A 19,456-nucleotide genomic window follows, 5' to 3' on the forward strand; every position below is an offset into this window, starting at 1 on the left:
TCATCTCCGGATTTCAGTCCGGCACGATGGTCGAGATCGCCTAAGCCTGCAAGCGGCTCAGCCGGCGCGGGCCTCATGGGAAACCGGCGCGGTCACCGTCGCCTCATCCGCGCTGTTGTCGGCCCCCTCATCCGCCGCCTTGGCCGACGCGACGATGGCCGCAATAGCCGGGTTCTGCGCCGCCTCCGAGGCAGCAATGGTCTCGCGGGCCCAATGGTAGGAGGATTGGAAGATCTCCTGATGGCGGTCGAAATCGGTCACGTCGATGCCATCGGGCGTTGGCGGGCGCATCACCATGTCGAGCGGCGTGGTCGGCAACGTATCGTAGCGTTGATGGGCGACGAGGCTCCGCCACAACACGTTGACGGCGCTCGGCGCGGCCGGGAGCGATTTCCTCCGGAACGGCGTCAGCAGGGACGCAAGCAGTTCAAGCCGTCCCGGCAGCTTGGCATAGTCGACGTCGAACATTTCACTGGCCGGCTCGCCGAAATGGACCACCAGATTCGGGCCGCTCTTCAGCTGATGCATTTGCGCCAGCGGAACGTTGTCGACCAGACATCCATCGACCAGCATCAAGCCGTCCCTTGTGTAAAACGGCGGCAGCAGACCGGGGATGGCGCTCGATGCGCGCACCGCCTGCCAGAGCAGGCCGGTCCGGATCAATTCGAGGCTGTGCGTCGAAAGATTGGTCGCAACCGCCGCGAACGGCCGCCAGCAGTCCTCGATCCGGCAGTGATGGCCGTACTGATCGGCAAGCGCGGAATCGAAGGCCTTGTGGTCCAGCAGTGCGTAGCGCGGCCAGGTCGGGCGGCGGAAGCTGCGGCTGGAGACGAAGATCTCATGCGTGCCGCGCTCGAGATGCTCGGCGTCGTAGTTCTTGGCAAAGCCCGCCGCCATCGCCGAACCGACGCTGGTGCCGACAAAGATATCGAACATCACGCCGCGCTCACGAAACGCCTTGTAGATTCCGACATGCGCCGTGCCGAGGCTGCCGCCGCCACCGGCGACAAATCCGACGGCGCGCCCGCAGAGAAAGCGGACCAGGCTGTCGATATCGATCATGTCCTCGAGCGCGACATGGTGGTGCATGAAGCAGGGCAGCCGCATCAGCCAGGCCGCGGTGCCGCTGACCTCGTTGCGCCTGATATCATGAACCCGAACGAGGCGTCGCGTTGACGCCGGATGCACCCCGCAGGCGAACCTTTCGATCTCCGTCAGATCAGGCGCAGGCGCATGGCCACGGCAGGCGAATACGACGAGGTCAGCCTGGCGAATGGTTTTTCGCGCCCACTCCGATGCGTCAGCTCCACCGAAATAGGCCACCAGCGGCGCGTCATACTCGATCCTGTTGAGCCAATCGGCCACTTCGGATGCGTCCAGCGGGCGGCCGGGAAACATGGCCTGAACCCGCGCGAGGTCGACGATCTCGGCACCGGCGGCGGCAAGGCTCTGACGCAAGCGCTGTTCAAAGGCCGCAGGCACCGGCTCCCGTCCGCCGGAGATCAGCGCGACGGTGCGTGCCTTCGGCGACGCCCGGGCGGGCAACAGGCGCGCGGTCTGGATGGCAAACCGCTGGGCAAGAGCGGCAAGCAGCGCCTCGACGATCTCAGGCGTTTCCTGCACGAGCGTCGCATAGGCCGCACGCGTCAACACCAGCACGCTGCTATCGCGGATCGCGATCACATTGGCCGTACGCGGGATATTCGCAAAGAAGCCGATCTCGCCGACCAGTTCGCCGGCGCGGAGCTCCGCAATCGGTTCAGGATGATCGGTCCTGTACACGGCGAGCGCGCCGTGCAGCACCAGAAACAATGCGTCCGAGGGGCCGCCCTGCTCGACCAGCAGCTGGCCACGCACGAGATCTTGCCGGGTCATTGCGCCGACGGCGATCAGCCGCTGCTCCGCGCTGAGCGTTCTGAACAGCGGGAAGTCCTCGGACACGTTTCCCCACGCAGACGTTGCACTCGGCGGCACTCGGTTCGATTGCATGCGCCGATGTTAGCCCCGGGCCGCCGTCCCGGCGAGTGATATCAGGGCCATACCGGCCTCACCCTCGCCACTATTGTTGGGGGCACTGCAACAGGATTTGCAGCACCGCATTCGCCGGGCTCACTCCACCAATTCCGGCCACGGCACGATGGTCGACTTCACCGTCTTCATGGCCATCGCGTCCGCGACCGCCTGTCCGACGCCCTCCTCGGTGAACGGATAGATCGTCTGCATGTCGAGCCAGGGATATTTGTTGCGGGTGCGGTAGAGCATGTCGACGCCGAGCGGCAGGTCGTTGCCGGTGAAGCCCCAGGAGCCGAGCACGTTGAGATCCTTGGTGCAGATGCGGTGCCACGACGTATCGATCGAGCCGGCATCGGTGAACTGGCCCATCTCGACATAGGTGCCGCCGTCGCGCAGCATCTCGATGCCTTCGGGGCCGGCGGTCGGATGGCCCGAGCAATCCATCACGAGGTCGGCGCCGAAACCGCCGACGATGTCGCGCACCGCCTTGATCCTCTCCTCCGGCGTCTTGAGCTGCTCGATATCGACGGTCGCCTCGGCGCCGAACTTGCGCGCCAGCGCCAGCCGCGGCGTCTCCGGCGCACCGATGCAGATCACGCGCCCTGCCCCCATCTCCTGCGCGGCGGCGACCGCAAGGATGCCGATCGGGCCCGAGCCCTGGATCACCACCGTGTCGCCCCAGCTGAAACCGCCGGCGCGGGTAGCGCGGTTGAAGGCGCGGATGCAGGAGGTCAACGGCTCCGAGAGCGCCCCCAGCCGCAGCGACATGTCGTTGGGCAATTTGTAGATCTTGGTGCCGGGCAGCATGTCGAGATCGACATAGACATATTCGGCCCAGCCGCCCCACATGTGCGGCGGCTTGTCGAAGCCGAGGTAGCGGCCGTAATACACCGGCGTCAGGCACTTGTTGGCGCTTTGCGGGTAGTGAATGCAGTAATAGCAGCGGCCGCACGGCATCAAGGGCGGGATCATCACCTTCGATCCCACCTGCAGCGGCTTGCTCATGAAATCCTCTGAAAACTCCGGGCCGCATTCGACGATCACGCCGCCGAGCTCATGGCCGAGCGTGAACGGCCATGGCAGCGGCTTCGGCCAGTGCCCTTTCAGGATATGCAGGTCGGTGCCGCAGACGCCGCAGGCGCCGACCTTGATTAGAGCCGCCTTTTTGCTGACATCAGGCCATGGCACGGTGCGGATCACCGGCTTGGCGCCCGGCCCCTCATGCGTGCAGACGCGAATCTGCTCCATCGGTTCGTCCTCCCTGTCCTTGTCGTTGGGCCGGGTTCGGCCGTGCCGACTTTAGGTCAGGACGATCGGGATGTCATGAAGGCAGCTTAAAGCGGCAGCCCAAAGCGGATAGGCTTGTAGCATCGCGGGGAAAGGCACGATGAATCCAGGTATCGAAGGTATCGTTGGCATGTACGTCAAGTTGGGCGAACTGGACACGCTCGAACGGATGAAGGAGCATCGGCAGGGCTTGCTGGAGCAATGCGTCGATACCGAGCATTTCAGCTTCGATGTGACGCGATCGATCTACAGGAGCGACCTCGATGTGATCGAAGCCGGCATCGAGAGCCTCTCGGGCGAGATCACCGGCCATGTCGACGCCTTCAACGAAAACAGGATCGCCGGTTGGGCCCTTTACGACCAGCACCCCGACAAGCGGGTGAAGATCGATATCTACTTCAACGGCGACCACGTTGCCGAAGTCGTCGCCGATCAGTTCCGCAATGATCTTCTCAAGCTCAACAAGGGTGACGGGCACCATGCCTTTGTGTTCGTGCCGCCAAGCGGGTCGTTTCAGCTGCCCCTGCAGCTCGAGGTCCGCGCAGCGAACCGGAAAGTCCTGAAAGCGGTGACTGTTGAATAGGAAGTGAACGCCGCGATCAATCGGCGCCGAGATCAGATGACGGTGCGGTCCGACAACTGTCGAGCCGCTTTTTCGGACACACCCCAGTCATCATTCCCAAATAACCTGCGCGAGCTTGTTTGCGCTTTTGGGCGTCCAACGGGTCATGTGCCCATTTGCCGGGCGCCTCGACCTGTAAGTGAAGAGGTCATAGCCCCTCTCCACGATGATTTCCGACGCCTCGACGAAGCCCAGATCGTCTTCCGGCGTCTTGACGCTGTGAAAGGTCGTGTCGCTTTCAATTGGGGCGCCATCGGCAACCGTCAACGCAATCGCGCCCTCTCCGTCCCGGAGCGGCTTGCAGATCGGAACCAGTCGCGCCTCAAAATTCGTTGGATGGTAAGCCCGCAGCCGCAGGTTCTTGTAGAATTTCCTGTCGCCCTCGATTTCAAGAACGCCCTTGCACGCCGCGGAATTGAGCAGCATGCCACTTAGTGCACTGATGCTCCCGACCTTCAGCTCATAGGTCTTTCCCCGTTCAAGACGCACCCCTCTGAATTCGATCAGGGACGTCTTGTAATTTGCCGGGGGAGCCGCAAGCCGATCCTGCAGGTTGATCACGTCGAATCGGGCGATCGGGAACATCCTGTCCACCTCGATCATCGGCATCGCGCGAATTGCGCTGATCAGTTCCTTCAGGCTGTCGGCGATGAGTTCCGAAAGTTCCACGCCTGGATGGCTCGGATCCTTGTAGAGGCTTTCCGGACGTCTGGTTCCGTCTTCAAGAAGGTGGGTGATGCAATCGCGCACATCCAGATAGAACCATTCGTTTCGTTCAAACACCGAGATGCAGTTCGAGATCAAATGCTTGGATAGCTCCACGGTGCTGACCGGGATGCAGACGAAGATCGGCTCGCATCCATTCTTCTTGGCGCTGTGCCCGATCCATTCGATCCATTTCACCACGTCGTAAAGCCCGATCGCACCGGCCGACAGCAGCGAGTAATCGATCGCGCACATGTCAATGATGCAAAATTCCGCGTTCCGAAAGAACGAGCGGCCAGCAAAATAGGGGCCAAGCAGCGATGGGCTCGCGCCGACGCGTCCCATCGACACCACTTCAACCGGCTGATGACGATCTAAAAATTTGTTGAAGAAACCTTCCTTGAGAATGCTGTTGGATTGACCCAAAATCGCGATCCTAGTCGTCATTCCCACTCCCCAACGGCTGTCAGCATATGCTCAGACTTCGACTTCGAACCATCCCGCTTGCATTGTCAATCGTTGCAATGGCCACGATCTCATCAGCGCGTGCCGCGCCATTGAGCGGACCCGCATGCGATGAGGCGGACCAGCAGATCGCGTCGACGCCGACGATCCCCGACTCCGCAAATGCGCTTCGGCGCGATCTGAAGAACGTCAGCTCGCTGCCCGCCCAGGCCTCGATCGTGATGCTTGGCGACTCGCTGGTCGAAGCCTGGCCGGAAGACCTCGCTTCCTCGCTCGCTGCGGGACATCCCGTCCTGAATCTCGGGGTCGGTCGAGATCGCATCCAGAATACGCTGTGGCTACTGACCTCATTCGAACAACAGCTCAAGCGCATCCAACCTCAGTCCGTGATCCTGCTGCTTGGCACGAACAACATCTACCTGGACAAGCCGTGCGGCGTCCGGCTTGCCTTTGACCATCTGTTTGACCGCATCAGCCGGATCTGGCCAAAGGCCCATCTGGTCCAGATTCTCATTTTGCCGCGCGGCCCGAATATGACGGGCGCAAAGGAAAATATTTCAGCCGTCAACGCATCGCTCTCGTCGCGAGAGAAGTCGGTGCAGAAGTACCGCGTCCTCGATGCATCGGCGATCGCCTGCCAGAACAGCACGCCCTGCGCCAACTACCGCGAAGACCTGCTTCACCTGACAAGGACGGGATATGAGCAGTTGACGCAGATCGTCAGGACAAACCTCAGCAGCAACTGAGCCGCTTCACGGGGCCCCGGATTTCCAAGGCGAGGCGATCTCGAGCGGGAGTATCGACGCCGGACGGCTGCAAGGAGCGCAAACCAGAGTCTCAGTCGCATGATCGAACGTCTCCGCCCCGTGAGCTGACTAAATCACGACAGGCCAGGTGAAGCCGCCGGACATGCCAATACCGGCTGCGACATGACGGACGTGCGCGGCCAATTGACAGCGACGATCGCTTCACCGCAACCTGCGACACAACCTCAGGTGATGGAATGAAGCTGCAGCCCGGCTCCGAACGAATTCTTGCGGATAGCAGCGCCGACCGCTGGACGGACAGGTGCGATGGGCGCCAGCGAAATCGCTGTGGCTCGGCACCATGACCGCGGTCGCGATCATGTTTGGACCAATGACGTTCTCGTGGAGTGCATTCGCGCTGTTCATCGTGACCAGCGCGATCACCCTGTGCTTCGGGCATTCGGTCGGCATGCACCGCCGCCTGATCCATGCAAGCTTCGACTGCCCGCTGTGGCTCGAACGGCTCTGCGTCTATCTCGGCACGCTGGTCGGCATGGCCGGCCCCTACGGCATGGTACGGCTGCATGATTTCCGCGACTGGGCGCAACGCCAGGCCGCGTGTCACGACTACTCCTGCCACCGCGCCGGCTTCTGGCGCGATGCCTGGTGGCAATTGCATTGCACGCTGGTGTTGAAACACCCGCCGGTCTTCCAGCTCGAACCACGACTCGCCAATGACCGCTTCTACGCCTTGGTCGAGCGAACCTGGATGTGGCAGCAATTGCCCTGGGCGCTGCTGTTCGTTGCGATCGGCTCATGGAGCTGGCTGGTCTGGGGCGTCTGTGTCCGCGTCGCCGTCTGCGTCACCGGTCATTGGCTGATCGGTCATTACTCGCATCGCAAGGGCGGACAGACCTGGATCATCGAGGGAGTCGCGGCCCAGGGCTACAATATCGGCATCGCCGGGCTGATCAGCATGGGCGAAAGCTGGCACAACAACCACCATGCGTATCCGAGCTCCGCGAAGCTCGGGCTGCTGCGGGGTCAGACCGATCTCGGCTGGTGGCTGATCAAAACGTTCGAGGCCGCAGGACTCGCAAGCAACATCAAAACGCCGGACAATCTTGCGCCGCGCCCGGGCGCGCGCCGCGTCGACGACCTGGGCACAGCTGACGCGGTCGCCGGGACATAGCGGCCGTGTATTGGTCCGCACGCCAGTTGCAGATCGATCGCCATCCCTTTATACAGCCCGCGTCGGAAAAGGCAGACTTGGTTTGGTAAGCCCAAGTCCTCTCGAAGACGAAGTCCCTTCGAAAACGAAGTCCCTTCGAAAACGAAAGCTCTGGTCTTCTGCCTCGTGCATGAGATCCCCACGACGAACACCGGACGCCATCGAAGCGTCCAATGTTCGTCCGTGTGGTTCTCAACCCGACGAACCGCTCCGGTCGAACATCGACACAGGAGTAGTTCATGCACAACGGTCACCCCCTTCCCCATGATGTCGTGATCGCCGGCGCCGGCCCCGTCGGCCTGCTGCTTGCCTGTGAGCTGCGGCTCGCGGAGCTCTCGGTGCTGGTGCTGGAGCAGGCCGCGGAGGCGCGCTCGCCGTTGAAGCGGCTGCCGTTCGGCATGCGCGGCCTGTCGGCGCCCAGCATCGAGGCGTTCTACCGCCGCGGGATGCTGGACGACATCGCGCCGCCGCAGCGCGCGAAGGTTGACGCGGACAGCAACGCATCGAATGAAGCGCACCGGGTGCAACAGCCGCGCCGCCCGGCCGGCCATTTCGCGGGCATCCAGTTTTACCACCATGATATCGACACCTCGAAGTGGCGGTTTCGCCTGCCGGGTCCGGCCGGCACCAGCATGGCGATCGATATGGAGTCGCTCGAATCCGCGGTGGCTGCGCGCGCAACCGCGATGGGGGTAGAGATCAGGCGCGCGCTGGCCGTCGAGGATTTCGAACAGTCGGAAGACGGCGTGACCGTTCGCGCCAGTGGCGAGATCTTCGACGGACGCTGGCTGGTCGGTTGTGACGGCGGCCGCAGCGCGGTGCGCAAGGCCGGCGGCTTCGCATTCGCCGGCACCGATCCCGAATTCACCGGCTATTCGGTCGAAGTCGAGATCGCCGATCCGGAAAAACTCCGCCCGGGCCGCCACTACACGCCGACGGGCATGTACACTTACGCACGGCCCGGCACCATCGCGATGGTCGCGTTCGACGGCGGCGCCTTCCACCGCACCCAGGAGATCACGCTTGAGCATGTGGAGGCGGTGTTGCGTCATGTCTCCGGCACCGACGTCACCTTGACTGCGCTCCGGCTTGCCACCACCTGGACCGATCGCGCCTGTCAGGCGACGGCTTACCGAAGCGGGCGCGTGCTGCTCGCCGGCGACGCAGCGCACATCCATTCGCCGCTCGGCGGCCAAGGCCTCAACCTCGGGCTTGGCGATGCGATGAATCTCGGCTGGAAGCTCGCCGCCACGATCCGCGGCGACGCGCCGGCCGATCTGCTCGACAGCTATTTCAATGAGCGGCATCCGGTGGGCGCGCAGATTCTCGACTGGTCGCGCGCCCAGGTCGCGCTGATGCGGCCGAGCCGGAGTTCGCGCGCGCTCGAAGCCATCATCCGCGATCTGATCGAGACGCCCGACGGCACGACCTACTTTGCCGAGCGCGTGTGGGGTGTTTCGCTGCGCTACGATCTTGGCGACAGCCATCCGCTGGTCGGCCGCAGCGCGCCCGACTTCGAGCTCGCCTGCGGGAGCAGGCTCGGCGAGTGGCTCAGGAATGGGCGCGGACTGCTGCTCGACTTTGACGCGTGCGCTTCCCTGCAGGCCGTTGCAGTTCGCTGGAGCAAGCGGATCACCTATGTCGCAAGCGACGCCCGGGATCGACTGGGCTTGCGCGCGGTGCTGGTGCGCCCCGATGGCTTCGTCGCCTGGGCCACCAACGCTGCCGCTGACCTCGAGGACGCCGCTCAAGCCATGGCACGATGGTTCGGCGAAGCTGACGCGGCGCATGAACGCGCCTAAGTCCTCGGGCACGGCGCGCGTGAAACTCTCTCGCTCCGTGTCCGGGTTCCCTGCCACAACCGTAACGCCCCGTTAACCCTATCAGCCTTAGGGTCATCGGGGCTCCGAATGGACGGCGGCCGGGTTTGTTGTGATGTCGTTTGCACAGAAGAAAACTACCGTCGTCCCCGTAGCCGAGGAGCGGCGGCGCTTCCAGCGCGTCAAGGTGCACCTGCTCGGCCGCTACATGCTGCCCGACCGGCGCGAGTTTCCCTGCCAGATTATCAACATGTCCCCGGGTGGCCTCGCGCTGCTGGCGCCGGGCATCGGCAATGTCGGCGACCGCGTGATCGCCTATCTCGACCATATCGGCCGGGTCGAAGGCCGCATCACCCGTATCATCGACAACGGCTTTGCGATGACGATCGGCGCCACCGCGCGCAAGCGCGACAAGCTCGCCGCCCAGCTCACCTGGCTCGCCAACCGCGATATCCTCAATCTGCCCGAGGATCGCCGCCACGACCGTATCGTGCCGCGCAACCCGATCGCCCTGCTCACCCAGGAGGACGGCACGCGGATGACCTGCCGCATCATCGACCTTTCGTTGTCCGGTGCCGCGATTGCCGCGGAGAACCGTCCGCCGCTGAAGTCGCTCGTGATGCTCGGCAAGGTGCAGTCCCGCGTGGTGCGAAATCTCGAGGAAGGCTTCGCGCTCGAGTTCGTCCACGAGCAGTCCGCGGAAACGCTCGAAGAGAGCGTTACCGCGAGGTAAAGCGAAAAGCCGCTCAAGCCCCCCGTTTTCAGCCCGCGAAGGCGGCCTCCGGTGTACCGGTGGCCGCCTTCGCCGCGTTTGGGCTGGTGAAATCGGCGGTTAACGGCCGGCGCGTTTGGCGCAACAAACCGCACAGGCGCAGCGCGCGCCGAGTTAATGCATAAAATTTGAATCAATTGCAGTTGTTTCAAATTTTATGCGAATTCGATTCAAGTATAGATCGAATTAGCGGCGGATTTTACGAGTATTCGCGTCAAATCTACTTTGCGTACTTAGCGGCGGCGAAAAAGCTTTGTGCGAAACGTGGTCCCAACAAGAAGAACGGGGGCCACAATGTTTGGGTTCAGGGGACAGGGGAAAGGTTTGGCAGTTGCCGCCATCCTGTTTGCGACGTGCGTGTCGGCCAAGGCCGGCGACGTGGTCTACGCCAGCCTGGGTGACGTCGCGCGTTCGCCGATCGGCTGGGTCGAATTCTGCGCCGACAATCCGGGCGAATGCCGCGGCAGCGCGACGCAACCACGCGACATCGTGTTGTCGCAGACCGCCTGGCGCGACCTGGTGCGGGTCAACAAGTGGGTCAATGAGTCAATCAAGCCGATGACCGACATGGATCATTGGGGCGTGATCGAGAAATGGTCGTTGCCATCCGACGGTTACGGCGACTGCGAGGACTACGTGCTCCTGAAGCGCAAGATGCTGATGGATGCCGGCTGGCCGCGCGAGGCGCTGTTGATCACGGTTGTCCGCGACAAGAAGGGCGAAGGCCACGCGGTGCTGACGGTGAAGACCGACAAGGGCGAGTTCGTGCTCGATAACCAGAACGAGAGCATCGTCGCCTGGACGGAGACCGGCTACCGCTTCGTCAAGCGGCAATCGCAGAGCGATCCCAATGTGTGGGTCTCGCTCGGCGACAACCGCCCGGCAGTCTCAACGGCAAGCTCGCGCTGAGCAGAACAGGAATTTCGAGTTCGCGACCCGGTCACATCCCCACCCCTCCCCGTCCCAGACCGGTTCGCGCGCGCCCACCCTTCCCCCAAAGGGTGGGCGCAACCTTTTTGGGGGCTGGAAAGCCTTGACGGATGAAGGTGATCGAGGCTTGCAACGCAGGCAGGCGCGCGTCGCTACGCGAATTGCGTAACCAGCCAGGTCACATAGACGAAGTTCAGCGGTGGAAAGAACATCGCGGTGCTCTTCAAAAGCACTCCGCTGCAGGCAACAGCGCCGCCGCAATCGCCCCAACTGCTCGACAGGCAGTGACCGGCAGCGAAAAGCCCCAGCGCAAACGAGATGCTCTTCCTGCCATCCGTCGCCGTCACGGCATTATCGATGGCATCGAGCATCGGCCCGAAACCGTTCGCGACCGGCCACCAGATCGGCCAGATGAGGGTGCAAATGATCTGCTTGACGCCGATCGAGCGCTCGCGATCGCGGTAGAAGGCGCCGATCGTGAAGATGCAGCCCAATGCGTAGACAACGAAAATTGGCAACAGAACCTTGTCGGCGCCCATCGCTTCCCCCAGCGTGCTAACAGAACGTAGCAGAGCCCGCTTTGCAGAAGGCCTGCTTAAAAACCTGATCGAAAAAGGTATTAACTGGCCAATATTCTAACTCCGGGCGGGGCCTCCTGCAATCAGTAGGACCTCGGGTAACGCCCGGTTCCCGACCGCAGGCCTCAGAAGAAGCGATCGAGAAAGGACGCAGCCTCGTCCGTGATGCCGACGATCTTGTTGGTGGCCTGGCGATAGAATTTAAAGTTGAGCTCGCGGCCGACCTCATTCTCGCTGGCAAACAGGACCACGATGTCGTCTGTGGCGACGTGCCCGCCGCTTATGCATGGTTTTCTGGGCGGTGAAGCTGAACGCCTTCGCCCGTGGATCGGGGATCTCGGTCTTGATCGTAAACGCCATCGCAGGCCCTCCACCGGTTCACTGCGCCTTCAGGCATCGGAGGCCTGACATGCTGGCAGCAGCGATATTGAATTGAATTCAATTCAGCGGATGACCAAGCGATGAGCAACCAATGAGCACGACGAGTCCTGGGACACGGGAACGGCTGCTCGCGGCGGCGCAAGAGGAGCTCATCGAGGGCCATGGGCACCTGGAGATGCAGGCCGTCGCCAGGCGGGCGCAGGTGTCGGTGGGGCTCTCCTATCATCACTTCGGCTCCAAGGCCGGCCTGATCGCCGCCGTGGTCGAGGAGTTCTACGACCGGCTGGATCAGGCGGCATTCGCCGGTGCCAGGCTGTCAGCCGAGAGCTGGGCGGACCGGGAAAGGCAGCGGATCGGGGCCTACGTCGCCTTCCACTACGATCATCCGTTTGCGCCGCTGGTCATTGGACCGCTGAGCCGCGCGTCCGAGGTCCTCGATGTCGAGACCGCCTTCACCCGCCGCCAGCTCGCAGCCGGTGCCCGGATGCTTGAAGCCGCCCGGCGCGACGGGATCGTATCCGGCGACATCGACGCTCACCTCACCATCGCGCTGATGATCGGCGGCATCCGCCAGGCGCTGATTGGCGCACTCACCGGCGAACGGCGGCCCGATCCGGCTCAGCTGACCGACGACATCTGGGCCTTCATGGCGGCCGCGCTGCGGCTGCCTGCGGAGGCTCAATCCGGGCCGTCAAACACCATGCGGCGAAGCCGCCCTAACGTTCAACAATAACCGCAATTTCAATGGCCAGCTTGTTCAACCCGCACGATTTTCACACACCGCAATCGTCCTACACAAGGCCGGATCTGCTGCGATCGAGCGAGGGCGGCTATTTCGGCCCCGGCAACGCCCAGCTGCCGGCGCCACCGATGCTGATGATGGACCGCATCACCGAAATCAGCCTCGACGGCGGCGCCTTCGGCAAGGGCCATGTCGCCGCCGAGCTCGACATTGCACCCGGCCACTGGTTCTTCGCCTGTCACTTTGCCGGCGATCCCGTGATGCCGGGATGTCTCGGTCTCGATGCGATGTGGCAGATCATCGGCTTCTGGCTCGGATGGTCGGGCTCGCCGGGCAAAGGCCGGGCGCTTGGGGTCGGCGAGGTCAAGTTCAGGGGCCACATCACGCCGGACGTCCGGCTGGTCCGCTATGAGGTCGACATCCGCCAGGTCAGGCGCGGCCGGCTGGTGCTCGGCATCGCCGATGGCCGCGTGCTTGCCGACGGCGGCTGCGTCTATGTCGCGAAGGACATGCGGGTTGGCCTCGTCGCGCCCGCGACCTGACCTGCGGCGGCAGGCCCGTCGGCCGGTCGGAAGCCGTCCCGTTTTGGGGCAGCGCGTGCAGTTGTCGGCAAATTTCGCTGTCGCCGCATGGGTCTAGCGGACCCCGGGTTTTGCCCGCGCCGCGGTTGTGCTAATCAAAATCTTTCAATTGATGTCCGGTTCTGGTCGCATGGTCGAACTTGCCCCCCGGAATTCACCAGTCGGCAGCCTGATTGGCGTGCAGCCGATCGCGATCGGCGCCGTGGCGCTTGTGCTCGTGCTGTTCGGAATTGGCTCGATCGCGCTGTGGCGCAGCTTCACCGGCAACGTGCCCGAGACCGACCGCATGGTCGCCACCCGTCTGTTGCAGGCTAGGACCGCACAGGTCTCCGAGGCCCTGGTGGAGAAGACCAAGGGAATCGAGGAGACCCAGCAGGAAGCGATCGACCAATTGCAACTGGTCCAGGACGAGCTGCAGACCATGCGCAAGCAGTTCGCGGCGCAGCAGGCCGACGCCAAGAAGCTGTCCGATCAGGTCGCCCAATTGACCGAACAGGTCGAGGGCCTGCGCCAGTCACTGGCGAGCGCACAGGCCAACGAGCCGGCCGCCGAGCCCTCCCCGCGCAAGCGCTCGAAGGCCAGCCGCAGCGCCAGCCGGAAGCGCCACCGATCGCGCGGTTGATCCCTCGCGAGGTCTCCACGGCGCTCCCCAATCGGCCGGCCCGTAAAATTCCGCGAAACCGATCAAGTGCCCGTTAGCGGGAATTAATCCTGACTTTGTGAACTGGTTCACATATCGGACTTCGAATCCGAGTCATCTTCAAATAACCGGATGGCGTGAGCCGATTTCAATATCCGGGGCTGGCAAGGTCGTTGACGGTATACTACGTCGACGGCCTTGTTCTTTTGAGGGCCTTGGAATGCGGCCCACCCTTCCCGACTATCATTGGCGCGCTCGGGACAGCTGCACCCGCGCAGCGATGCGCAAAGAAGAGCGAAACCGCGGCGCGGCGGGCTCGAGCTGATCGAAACCCCGCGTGCAGCGTTGCGGACTTAACCGATGCGTTCGCGGCGGGCGCGATCAACTCGCAGCCTCAGCCGGGCAAGCTTCGGCTCGAGCTGATGGAGCATGTAGATCAACGCAACGGCGAGACTCGACACAACGACCATGAACAGCAATGTCAGATCAGGAATGGTCAGCATCTCTATTGTCCTCTGAGGCCCGGCTCAAATCGCAGCCGGGCCTTTTGTTTTCGCGACGCGTTCACGCATCAACTGCCGAAATGCGAAGCAAGCCGCATACCAGTGCACGACCGCCAACGTAGCCCTCGCATCGCAACATCGAGGCCGCGCCAACCATTCCAAAACCATCACCATGGCAATCGAATGGACTGGCCATGCGTCAGTGGATGGCTCAGTTGCAAACCTGCACGGGGCGGATCTGCCAGCCGTACGGCGTCAGCATGCGACGACGAACGACGTAGCAGCCGCCATCACTGTAGCCATAGCCATAGCCGTAGCCGTCGTCGTAGCCATAGCCCGCGTAATACGGATTGCCATAGTAGCCGTCATAGTAATCGTAAGCGCCGTACCCGAGTCCGAACCCAACCGCTGCAGCAGCGAACGGATAGCCCCAGCCGCGCCGGAATCCGCCACCGTGCCAGCCTCCGCCGTGCCAACCGCGGCCAGCCCAACCGCGGCCAGCCCAACCGCCGCCGCCGATTGCAGCCGAGCGGAAGCCGCCGCCTCCGCCCATCGCGCGGAAAGCGCCGCCATGGAAGCCGCCGAAACCGCCGCCGCCGCGGAAGCCGCCACCACCACCACCGTGGAAACCGCCGCCGCCAAAACCGCCGCGCGCCGACGCGGCGTCGGCCGTGAACAGGCCGACCGATGCCGCAGCCAACAAGGCAATCATCGTTTTACGCAACATCACCCGTTACTCCTTCTTTCCAAGGCTTTTCTTTTCAAGCCTCCTCCGCCGCGTCCTGCGCATGCTAACTCAATGTAGGACCGCAGCTTCCGCCGCGCGCCTTTGTCGCACTCACTTCTACGCGACCGTCGTTCATCGAAGACGCAGCCGTCGAAAAGCTAACAGCCGCGGCAGATGCCGTTCATCCGGCGATCGACCATCCTGTTCTCGTCGGCGATTGCCTTGTCGATGCTTTCGGTCGACGCCGATCCGGTGGTGACGCCTATACCGCTGTTCAGCCGGCCGGAGGATTGCGCCGTGCCGGCGCTGGTGGTGCCGGGCGGCGGCGACGTGACCTGCGGTGGCGTCGGGGTGGCCAACGAGGGGCTGCCGCTCCCGGTGCTTTGAGCGACGGTAACCGCTGGCGCCAGCAGAATGGCGATTGTCGCTAACGCGGCGGTGGCGGATAATTTGCGCACGGAATTCTCCCTTGCGGACATCAACGAGTCCGCGAAACCCCGGTTCCGGCAGGCGTTGGAGCAATACAGTTTGGGAGCAATGCAATTTGCGCAAGCTGATCGAGTTTGACGACGACACGTTCGACAAGCTGAAGCAGCTTGGCCGCGACCGGATGGCGACCCTGCAGGAGCTCGCGGACGAGGCCTTCGCCGACCTCTTCAAGAAGCACGGTATTCCGATCGACCTGAAGGATGCGCTGCGCAAGAGCGCAAGACTTCAGGGGGCAGCAAGACTGCAGGAGACAGCAAAGCCAGGCGGCGCAGCACCGAAGCGCGCACGCAGGCAGGGCCGGAAGCGCTGAGGGCTAAAGCGCGATGAGATTGGGTTGAATCATCATCGCGCTTCTGGTTCTTGCTTAAGCATGATCTCCACGCAAACGCTTCGCGTTTGTCGCAGGGAAAACCGCTTCGCACTTTTCCGGATCATGCCTTAGCCGATCTTCTTCAGCCCGGCTTTGTACTGCGGGCCCCTGATCGCGTAGGACTTCGCCGGCCGCGACAACGCCTCGATCTGGGCAGCGTCGAGCGTGCGCACCACGCGTGCGGGCGCACCGATGATCAGGGAGTATTCCGGAAATTCCTTGCCCTCGGTGATGACGGAGCCGGCGCCGACGACACTGCCGCGCCGGATGCGCGCGCCGTTCATCACGATCGATCCCATCCCGATCAGCACGCCGTCTTCCAGCGTGCAGCCGTGCACGATCGCGTTGTGGCCGATGGTGACGTGGTTGCCGATGGTCAGGGGGAAGCCGGGATCGACATGCAGGGTCGAATTGTCCTGGACGTTGGAGCCCTCGCCGATCTCGATCCACTCGTTGTCGCCGCGCAGCACGGCGCCGAACCAGACGCTCGCCGCGGACTTGAGGCGCACCTTGCCGATCACAACGGCATTGTCGGCGATGAAGTAGCTGCCGTCAGCGGGAAGATCGGGCCCCTGCCCGTCGAGTTCGTAGATCGCCATGAAGGTCTCCCTGGAGCGTTTTCGAGCGAAGTGGACACCGGTTCGCGTGAAGAAAACGCGTCAAAATGACAATCCGGCGCTTTCGGTTCCGATTAATCAGAACCGAAGCTCTGGTGGGGGCGACATTGGCACAGCGACTGATGTGGTTTCAAGCAACCGCAGTCATTGATCCGCGCGGATCGCGACCGGATCAGGCGAGCACGCCGGCGGCGCGCAGCGTCATCATGAAGAAGGTGCCCGACATCAGGCTCCAGAAGCCGGAGATCACGGTTGCCATCATCACGAATTCGAAACGGCGGCGCTCGATGCGGGCGCCGCGCAGCGTGTTGCGCATGATGATGAACGGTGCGGCGAAGACGAGGAACGGGACCGCGGCAAAGGTCCTCGGCGCCACGCCCTCCTGCAGCAGGCCGAAGCCGGCCGGGCGCTCGGCCATGGCCTGATAACCGCTGGCCAATGCGCCGGCGAGCGCGAAGCCAATGAAGAGCGAGAACAGGGAATTCAGGGTATCGGGCGACATCGGCACTTCCGCTACGCAACAGGCCACTCACCCTGCTTCGCAGAATTGGCGGACGGCCGCCACATCATCCTTAAGGAAAGGTTAACCGGACCACTCCGGCGCGGCGTTTGCGCATGGCCAATCAATTTGGGATTCCATTGGAATCGTACGGAAATTCCTCGCCTCGTGGCATATTCGGCAGGTGATTCGGCCACTCCCGGCCTGCTCTCAGCTTCGCCCATGACGCTTCTTTCGACGGCCCAGCATCTCGCCCGCGACACCCGCCGCAACCCGCGCGCGCATCTCGTTCCGGTCATCGCCTCGGCAGTGATCGCAGCCGGCGCGATCACGCTGGTCGCCTATCTGTTGTGGCCGACCTACACCACCGCCCCGCCGAGCGATCCGTCGCGGCTGCCGGTGAGCGTCGGCGGCACGCTGTTCAACGTGCCGCCCATGGCCGTGCGCATGAAGATCCAGCGCCATTCCGGGCCGCAGGAGCGTGTCGATCTGAGCATCCTCTATCCGTCGCTGGAGGCACCTGCCGCGCCGAAGCACTACAGTGCCGACACCGTCGAGGACAAGGTGCAGCCGATCGACCGGATCTTCGTGTCGATCGCGGCGCACCACGATTCACTCGCACCCGAGATGCGGCTACGCACGATCTATCCGCGCTATCTGGACGAGCGCGCGACGACCGATGACGGCTTGACGACGCGCGCATTCCGCGACGGCACGCCCTATGGCGGCGAGGACCTGTTCACCGCGAGCGAGCCGCAGCTGACCGCGCGCTGCACGCGCGATAGCTCGACGCCCGGCATGTGCCTGAGTGAGCAGCGCATCGAGGGCGCCGATCTGACCTTCCGCTTTCCGCGCGGCTGGCTCGCGCAATGGCGCGACATCGCCACCGCGATGAACCGCCTCTCCGCACAGATGCACAGCGCGAAGGGCTAGCCTCCTCGTCATTGCGGGCAGAGAGAAGCCTGATATCGGGCGCGCATTCGCGCGCCCCGTCGTGACAGCGCGACAGGCAGCGAGGCCGTTCGGCCTTTACTCGCTCAGATCTTCTTCCAGGATCGCCATCTGGAACTGGAACGAGCGATCATCGTCCTCGTCGTCGACGAACAGCACGCCGATGAACTCCTCGCCGATATAGACCTCGGCCGAGTCGTCCTTCTTGGGCCGCGGCACCACGCGGATCTTGGGATTGCTGAACACGCGTTTGAGATACGCGTCGAGCTTCCTGACTTCCTGAACGTCCACGGCCGTCTCCAATCGGGTCGATGATTTTCGGGGGAGTTTTAGGACGAGACGGCAAAGATCGCCAGAGCCTTTTCGGGCTTTGGCGACGTGATGTTGCGCACGCAATTCATGTTTTGACGCGTTTTCCTGACGCGAACCGGCGTCCACTTTGCTGAAAAACGCGCCGCGGTCAGAAAACGAGTGAAATCAAAGACCGATCGCGTTGAGCATCTGGTCCATGGTGCGTGACGGCTCCGCACATCCGGCTTCGCCGACGATTTTTGCCGGCACGCCCGCAACCGTGACGTTGTGCGGCACAGGCTTGACCACGACGGAGCCTGCCGCGATGCGCGCGCAATGACCGATCTCGATATTGCCGAGGATCTTGGCGCCGGCACCGATCAGCACGCCGTGGCGGATCTTCGGATGGCGGTCCTCGTTCTCCTTGCCGGTGCCGCCGAGCGTGACGCCATGCAGGATCGAGACATCGTCCTCGATGACGGCCGTCTCACCGCAGACGAAACCGGTGGCGTGATCGAGGAAGATGCCGCGGCCGATCCTGGCGGCCGGGTTGATGTCGGTCTGGAACACCGCCGACGAGCGGCTCTGCAGGTAGAACGCAAAATCCTTGCGGCCCTTCTGATGCAGCCAGTGCGCGAGACGATGGGTCTGCAGCGCGTGAAAGCCCTTGAAGTAGAGCAAGGGATCGATGAAGCGCGAGGTCGCGGGATCGCGATCATAAACGGCGACGAGGTCGGCGCGGAAGGCGTTGCCGATATCGGGCGCATCGCGCAACGCCTCGTCATAGGTCTGGCGGATCAGGTCGCCCGACAGCGCCGCGTGATCGAGCCGCTCGGCGATGCGATGGACCACCGAATCTTCCAGGCGCTCATGATGCAGCACGGTCGCATAGATGAAGGATGCGAGTTCCGGCTCGCGCCGCAGGATGTCTTCCGCCTCGCCGCGGATTCGATCCCAGATCGGATCGAGCGCCGCCAGCTTTCCCCCCTGCGGATTGACCTGATGAACTGCCATGGCTGCTCTCGCAATTCGGTTGTTCTGATGTGCGTTATAGCACGATGGACCCAGCGCGTCCCGGGATGGCTCGGTACGGTAAACCTCAACCGAACACCCCCGGGGCCGGCGTCTAGGGGAGTTGGTCGGGATTTTGCCGAAATCAAGCCGTGCTTCTGCAACTATTGGCGGATTTCGTCGCGAGTGTGGTTTTGGGCATGGTCAGCCCCAATAAAAAGGGGGAAACAACATCAGTACCAGGAGTTTACGCGCCCGCCTGACCGACGCGCGGTCGGTCTGGATCGCCACCATTGCCATCCCCCTGCTCCTGCTCGCCCCTGCCTTCTGGAACGGCTATCCGCTGCTCCAATGGGATACCGGCGGCTATCTGGCGCGCTGGTACGAGGGCTATCTGGTGCCGAGCCGATCCACGGTGTTCGGCATTTACCTCCATGCCGGCGAGGCGTCTGGCTTCTGGCTCAACCTCGGCATCCAGACCCTGG

The 19,456-nt window shown here is 63.1% G+C and carries 23 protein-coding genes; 12 read left to right on the plus strand and 11 right to left on the minus strand.

What is annotated here, in order from left to right; translation table 11 throughout:
- Window positions 1–57: 57 nt before the first annotated feature.
- The gene (locus V5279_RS28745; RefSeq protein ID WP_338690347.1) at window positions 58–1,941 is read right to left on the minus strand and encodes a cyclic nucleotide-binding and patatin-like phospholipase domain-containing protein; all 1,884 of its coding nucleotides are present in this window, start codon (window positions 1,939–1,941) and stop codon (window positions 58–60) included.
- 168 nt (window positions 1,942–2,109) lie between these two features.
- Window positions 2,110–3,261: a zinc-binding dehydrogenase gene (locus tag V5279_RS28750; protein ID WP_338690349.1), complete on the minus strand. Its 1,152-nt coding sequence runs from the start codon at window positions 3,259–3,261 to the stop codon at window positions 2,110–2,112.
- A 139-nt stretch (window positions 3,262–3,400) separates the two neighbouring features.
- On the opposite strand from V5279_RS28750, the gene V5279_RS28755 reads away from it, so the two are divergent.
- The gene (locus tag V5279_RS28755; RefSeq protein WP_338690351.1) at window positions 3,401–3,883 is read left to right on the plus strand and encodes a hypothetical protein; all 483 of its coding nucleotides are present in this window, start codon (window positions 3,401–3,403) and stop codon (window positions 3,881–3,883) included.
- A 90-nt stretch (window positions 3,884–3,973) separates the two neighbouring features.
- Here the strand turns inward: V5279_RS28755 and V5279_RS28760 are convergent, their stop codons facing one another.
- On the minus strand, window positions 3,974–5,074 hold the full coding sequence (locus tag V5279_RS28760) for a hypothetical protein (RefSeq protein WP_338690353.1): 1,101 nt from the start codon (window positions 5,072–5,074) through the stop codon (window positions 3,974–3,976).
- 77 nt (window positions 5,075–5,151) lie between these two features.
- On the opposite strand from V5279_RS28760, the gene V5279_RS28765 reads away from it, so the two are divergent.
- The 5 genes from V5279_RS28765 to V5279_RS28785 all read left to right on the plus strand — a co-directional run bounded on the left by V5279_RS28765 (window position 5,152) and on the right by V5279_RS28785 (window position 10,570).
- On the plus strand, window positions 5,152–5,838 hold the full coding sequence (locus V5279_RS28765) for an SGNH/GDSL hydrolase family protein (protein ID WP_338690355.1): 687 nt from the start codon (window positions 5,152–5,154) through the stop codon (window positions 5,836–5,838).
- Between the two features lie 361 nt (window positions 5,839–6,199).
- A complete protein-coding gene (locus V5279_RS28770; RefSeq protein WP_414645959.1) occupies window positions 6,200–7,030 on the plus strand; it encodes an acyl-CoA desaturase in 831 nt (276 codons plus the stop codon).
- A gap of 278 nt (window positions 7,031–7,308) precedes the next feature.
- Entirely contained in the window at window positions 7,309–8,871 is a 1,563-nt protein-coding gene (locus tag V5279_RS28775; protein WP_338690360.1) for an FAD-dependent monooxygenase, read from the plus strand.
- 133 nt (window positions 8,872–9,004) lie between these two features.
- Window positions 9,005–9,622: a PilZ domain-containing protein gene (locus V5279_RS28780; RefSeq protein WP_029081516.1), complete on the plus strand. Its 618-nt coding sequence runs from the start codon at window positions 9,005–9,007 to the stop codon at window positions 9,620–9,622.
- A gap of 333 nt (window positions 9,623–9,955) precedes the next feature.
- Entirely contained in the window at window positions 9,956–10,570 is a 615-nt protein-coding gene (locus tag V5279_RS28785; protein WP_166297714.1) for a transglutaminase-like cysteine peptidase, read from the plus strand.
- A 173-nt stretch (window positions 10,571–10,743) separates the two neighbouring features.
- Here V5279_RS28785 and V5279_RS28790 read toward each other — a convergent pair whose 3' ends face one another.
- Window positions 10,744–11,130: a hypothetical protein gene (locus V5279_RS28790; protein WP_176422102.1), complete on the minus strand. Its 387-nt coding sequence runs from the start codon at window positions 11,128–11,130 to the stop codon at window positions 10,744–10,746.
- Between the two features lie 164 nt (window positions 11,131–11,294).
- Window positions 11,295–11,420, minus strand: a complete 126-nt coding sequence (locus V5279_RS28795) for a hypothetical protein (protein WP_283843185.1) — start codon at window positions 11,418–11,420, stop codon at window positions 11,295–11,297.
- A 221-nt stretch (window positions 11,421–11,641) separates the two neighbouring features.
- Here V5279_RS28795 and V5279_RS28800 point away from each other — a divergent pair, with 221 nt between their 5' ends.
- The 3 genes from V5279_RS28800 (at window position 11,642) to V5279_RS28810 (ending at window position 13,495) form a co-directional block, all read left to right on the plus strand.
- Entirely contained in the window at window positions 11,642–12,283 is a 642-nt protein-coding gene (locus V5279_RS28800; protein WP_338690374.1) for a TetR/AcrR family transcriptional regulator, read from the plus strand.
- Window positions 12,284–12,294: 11 nt separating this feature from the next.
- The gene (gene fabA, locus V5279_RS28805; RefSeq protein WP_414645628.1) at window positions 12,295–12,834 is read left to right on the plus strand and encodes a bifunctional 3-hydroxydecanoyl-ACP dehydratase/trans-2-decenoyl-ACP isomerase; all 540 of its coding nucleotides are present in this window, start codon (window positions 12,295–12,297) and stop codon (window positions 12,832–12,834) included.
- Between the two features lie 169 nt (window positions 12,835–13,003).
- Window positions 13,004–13,495, plus strand: a complete 492-nt coding sequence (locus V5279_RS28810) for a hypothetical protein (protein WP_338690376.1) — start codon at window positions 13,004–13,006, stop codon at window positions 13,493–13,495.
- A gap of 371 nt (window positions 13,496–13,866) precedes the next feature.
- Here V5279_RS28810 and V5279_RS28815 read toward each other — a convergent pair whose 3' ends face one another.
- Together V5279_RS28815 and V5279_RS28820 are read right to left on the minus strand one after the other, a co-directional pair.
- Window positions 13,867–14,016 carry a hypothetical protein gene (locus V5279_RS28815; protein WP_166206607.1) on the minus strand — a complete coding sequence of 50 codons (150 nt, stop codon included), beginning with the start codon at window positions 14,014–14,016 and terminating at the stop codon, window positions 13,867–13,869.
- Between the two features lie 211 nt (window positions 14,017–14,227).
- On the minus strand, window positions 14,228–14,743 hold the full coding sequence (locus tag V5279_RS28820; RefSeq protein WP_338690378.1) for a hypothetical protein: 516 nt from the start codon (window positions 14,741–14,743) through the stop codon (window positions 14,228–14,230).
- Between the two features lie 174 nt (window positions 14,744–14,917).
- Between V5279_RS28820 and V5279_RS28825 the strand changes: the two genes are divergently transcribed.
- Window positions 14,918–15,130, plus strand: coding sequence for a hypothetical protein (locus V5279_RS28825; protein ID WP_338690380.1), 213 nt, complete (start codon window positions 14,918–14,920; stop codon window positions 15,128–15,130).
- Between the two features lie 157 nt (window positions 15,131–15,287).
- On the plus strand, window positions 15,288–15,542 hold the full coding sequence (locus V5279_RS28830) for a hypothetical protein (RefSeq protein ID WP_338690382.1): 255 nt from the start codon (window positions 15,288–15,290) through the stop codon (window positions 15,540–15,542).
- Between the two features lie 128 nt (window positions 15,543–15,670).
- On the opposite strand, the gene V5279_RS28835 is transcribed toward V5279_RS28830, so the two are convergent.
- Together V5279_RS28835 and V5279_RS28840 are read right to left on the minus strand one after the other, a co-directional pair.
- Window positions 15,671–16,201 carry a gamma carbonic anhydrase family protein gene (locus V5279_RS28835; RefSeq protein WP_029081524.1) on the minus strand — a complete coding sequence of 177 codons (531 nt, stop codon included), beginning with the start codon at window positions 16,199–16,201 and terminating at the stop codon, window positions 15,671–15,673.
- 190 nt (window positions 16,202–16,391) lie between these two features.
- Window positions 16,392–16,721, minus strand: coding sequence for a DUF6949 family protein (locus V5279_RS28840; protein ID WP_338690384.1), 330 nt, complete (start codon window positions 16,719–16,721; stop codon window positions 16,392–16,394).
- 219 nt (window positions 16,722–16,940) lie between these two features.
- Between V5279_RS28840 and V5279_RS28845 the strand changes: the two genes are divergently transcribed.
- Window positions 16,941–17,651, plus strand: a complete 711-nt coding sequence (locus V5279_RS28845) for a hypothetical protein (protein WP_338690386.1) — start codon at window positions 16,941–16,943, stop codon at window positions 17,649–17,651.
- A gap of 96 nt (window positions 17,652–17,747) precedes the next feature.
- Here V5279_RS28845 and V5279_RS28850 read toward each other — a convergent pair whose 3' ends face one another.
- Together V5279_RS28850 and cysE are read right to left on the minus strand one after the other, a co-directional pair.
- Window positions 17,748–17,960, minus strand: coding sequence for a DUF3126 family protein (locus V5279_RS28850; RefSeq protein WP_024582483.1), 213 nt, complete (start codon window positions 17,958–17,960; stop codon window positions 17,748–17,750).
- Between the two features lie 186 nt (window positions 17,961–18,146).
- Window positions 18,147–18,974: a serine O-acetyltransferase gene (cysE, locus tag V5279_RS28855; protein WP_029081529.1), complete on the minus strand. Its 828-nt coding sequence runs from the start codon at window positions 18,972–18,974 to the stop codon at window positions 18,147–18,149.
- Window positions 18,975–19,456: the final 482 nt, after the last annotated feature.

Source organism: Bradyrhizobium sp. 26S5 (genome assembly GCF_036923295.1).
Taxonomy (GTDB): Bacteria; Pseudomonadota; Alphaproteobacteria; order Rhizobiales; family Xanthobacteraceae; genus Bradyrhizobium; species Bradyrhizobium septentrionale.

Excerpts from the sequence above, each read along its gene's own strand:
- V5279_RS28750 (WP_338690349.1), bottom strand. The coding sequence starts at position 3,261 with ATGGAGCAGATTCGCGTCTGCACGCATGAGGGGCCGGGCGCCAAGCCG.
- V5279_RS28755 (WP_338690351.1), top strand. The coding sequence starts at position 3,401 with ATGAATCCAGGTATCGAAGGTATCGTTGGCATGTACGTCAAGTTGGGC.
- V5279_RS28760 (WP_338690353.1), bottom strand. The coding sequence starts at position 5,074 with ATGACGACTAGGATCGCGATTTTGGGTCAATCCAACAGCATTCTCAAG.
- V5279_RS28765 (WP_338690355.1), top strand. The coding sequence starts at position 5,152 with ATGGCCACGATCTCATCAGCGCGTGCCGCGCCATTGAGCGGACCCGCA.
- V5279_RS28770 (WP_414645959.1), top strand. The coding sequence starts at position 6,200 with ATGACCGCGGTCGCGATCATGTTTGGACCAATGACGTTCTCGTGGAGT.
- V5279_RS28775 (WP_338690360.1), top strand. The coding sequence starts at position 7,309 with ATGCACAACGGTCACCCCCTTCCCCATGATGTCGTGATCGCCGGCGCC.
- V5279_RS28780 (WP_029081516.1), top strand. The coding sequence starts at position 9,005 with ATGTCGTTTGCACAGAAGAAAACTACCGTCGTCCCCGTAGCCGAGGAG.
- V5279_RS28785 (WP_166297714.1), top strand. The coding sequence starts at position 9,956 with ATGTTTGGGTTCAGGGGACAGGGGAAAGGTTTGGCAGTTGCCGCCATC.
- V5279_RS28790 (WP_176422102.1), bottom strand. The coding sequence starts at position 11,130 with ATGGGCGCCGACAAGGTTCTGTTGCCAATTTTCGTTGTCTACGCATTG.
- V5279_RS28800 (WP_338690374.1), top strand. The coding sequence starts at position 11,642 with ATGAGCACGACGAGTCCTGGGACACGGGAACGGCTGCTCGCGGCGGCG.
- fabA (WP_414645628.1), top strand. The coding sequence starts at position 12,295 with ATGGCCAGCTTGTTCAACCCGCACGATTTTCACACACCGCAATCGTCC.
- V5279_RS28810 (WP_338690376.1), top strand. The coding sequence starts at position 13,004 with ATGGTCGAACTTGCCCCCCGGAATTCACCAGTCGGCAGCCTGATTGGC.
- V5279_RS28815 (WP_166206607.1), bottom strand. The coding sequence starts at position 14,016 with ATGCTGACCATTCCTGATCTGACATTGCTGTTCATGGTCGTTGTGTCG.
- V5279_RS28820 (WP_338690378.1), bottom strand. The coding sequence starts at position 14,743 with ATGTTGCGTAAAACGATGATTGCCTTGTTGGCTGCGGCATCGGTCGGC.
- V5279_RS28825 (WP_338690380.1), top strand. The coding sequence starts at position 14,918 with ATGCCGTTCATCCGGCGATCGACCATCCTGTTCTCGTCGGCGATTGCC.
- V5279_RS28835 (WP_029081524.1), bottom strand. The coding sequence starts at position 16,201 with ATGGCGATCTACGAACTCGACGGGCAGGGGCCCGATCTTCCCGCTGAC.
- V5279_RS28840 (WP_338690384.1), bottom strand. The coding sequence starts at position 16,721 with ATGTCGCCCGATACCCTGAATTCCCTGTTCTCGCTCTTCATTGGCTTC.
- V5279_RS28845 (WP_338690386.1), top strand. The coding sequence starts at position 16,941 with ATGACGCTTCTTTCGACGGCCCAGCATCTCGCCCGCGACACCCGCCGC.
- cysE (WP_029081529.1), bottom strand. The coding sequence starts at position 18,974 with ATGGCAGTTCATCAGGTCAATCCGCAGGGGGGAAAGCTGGCGGCGCTC.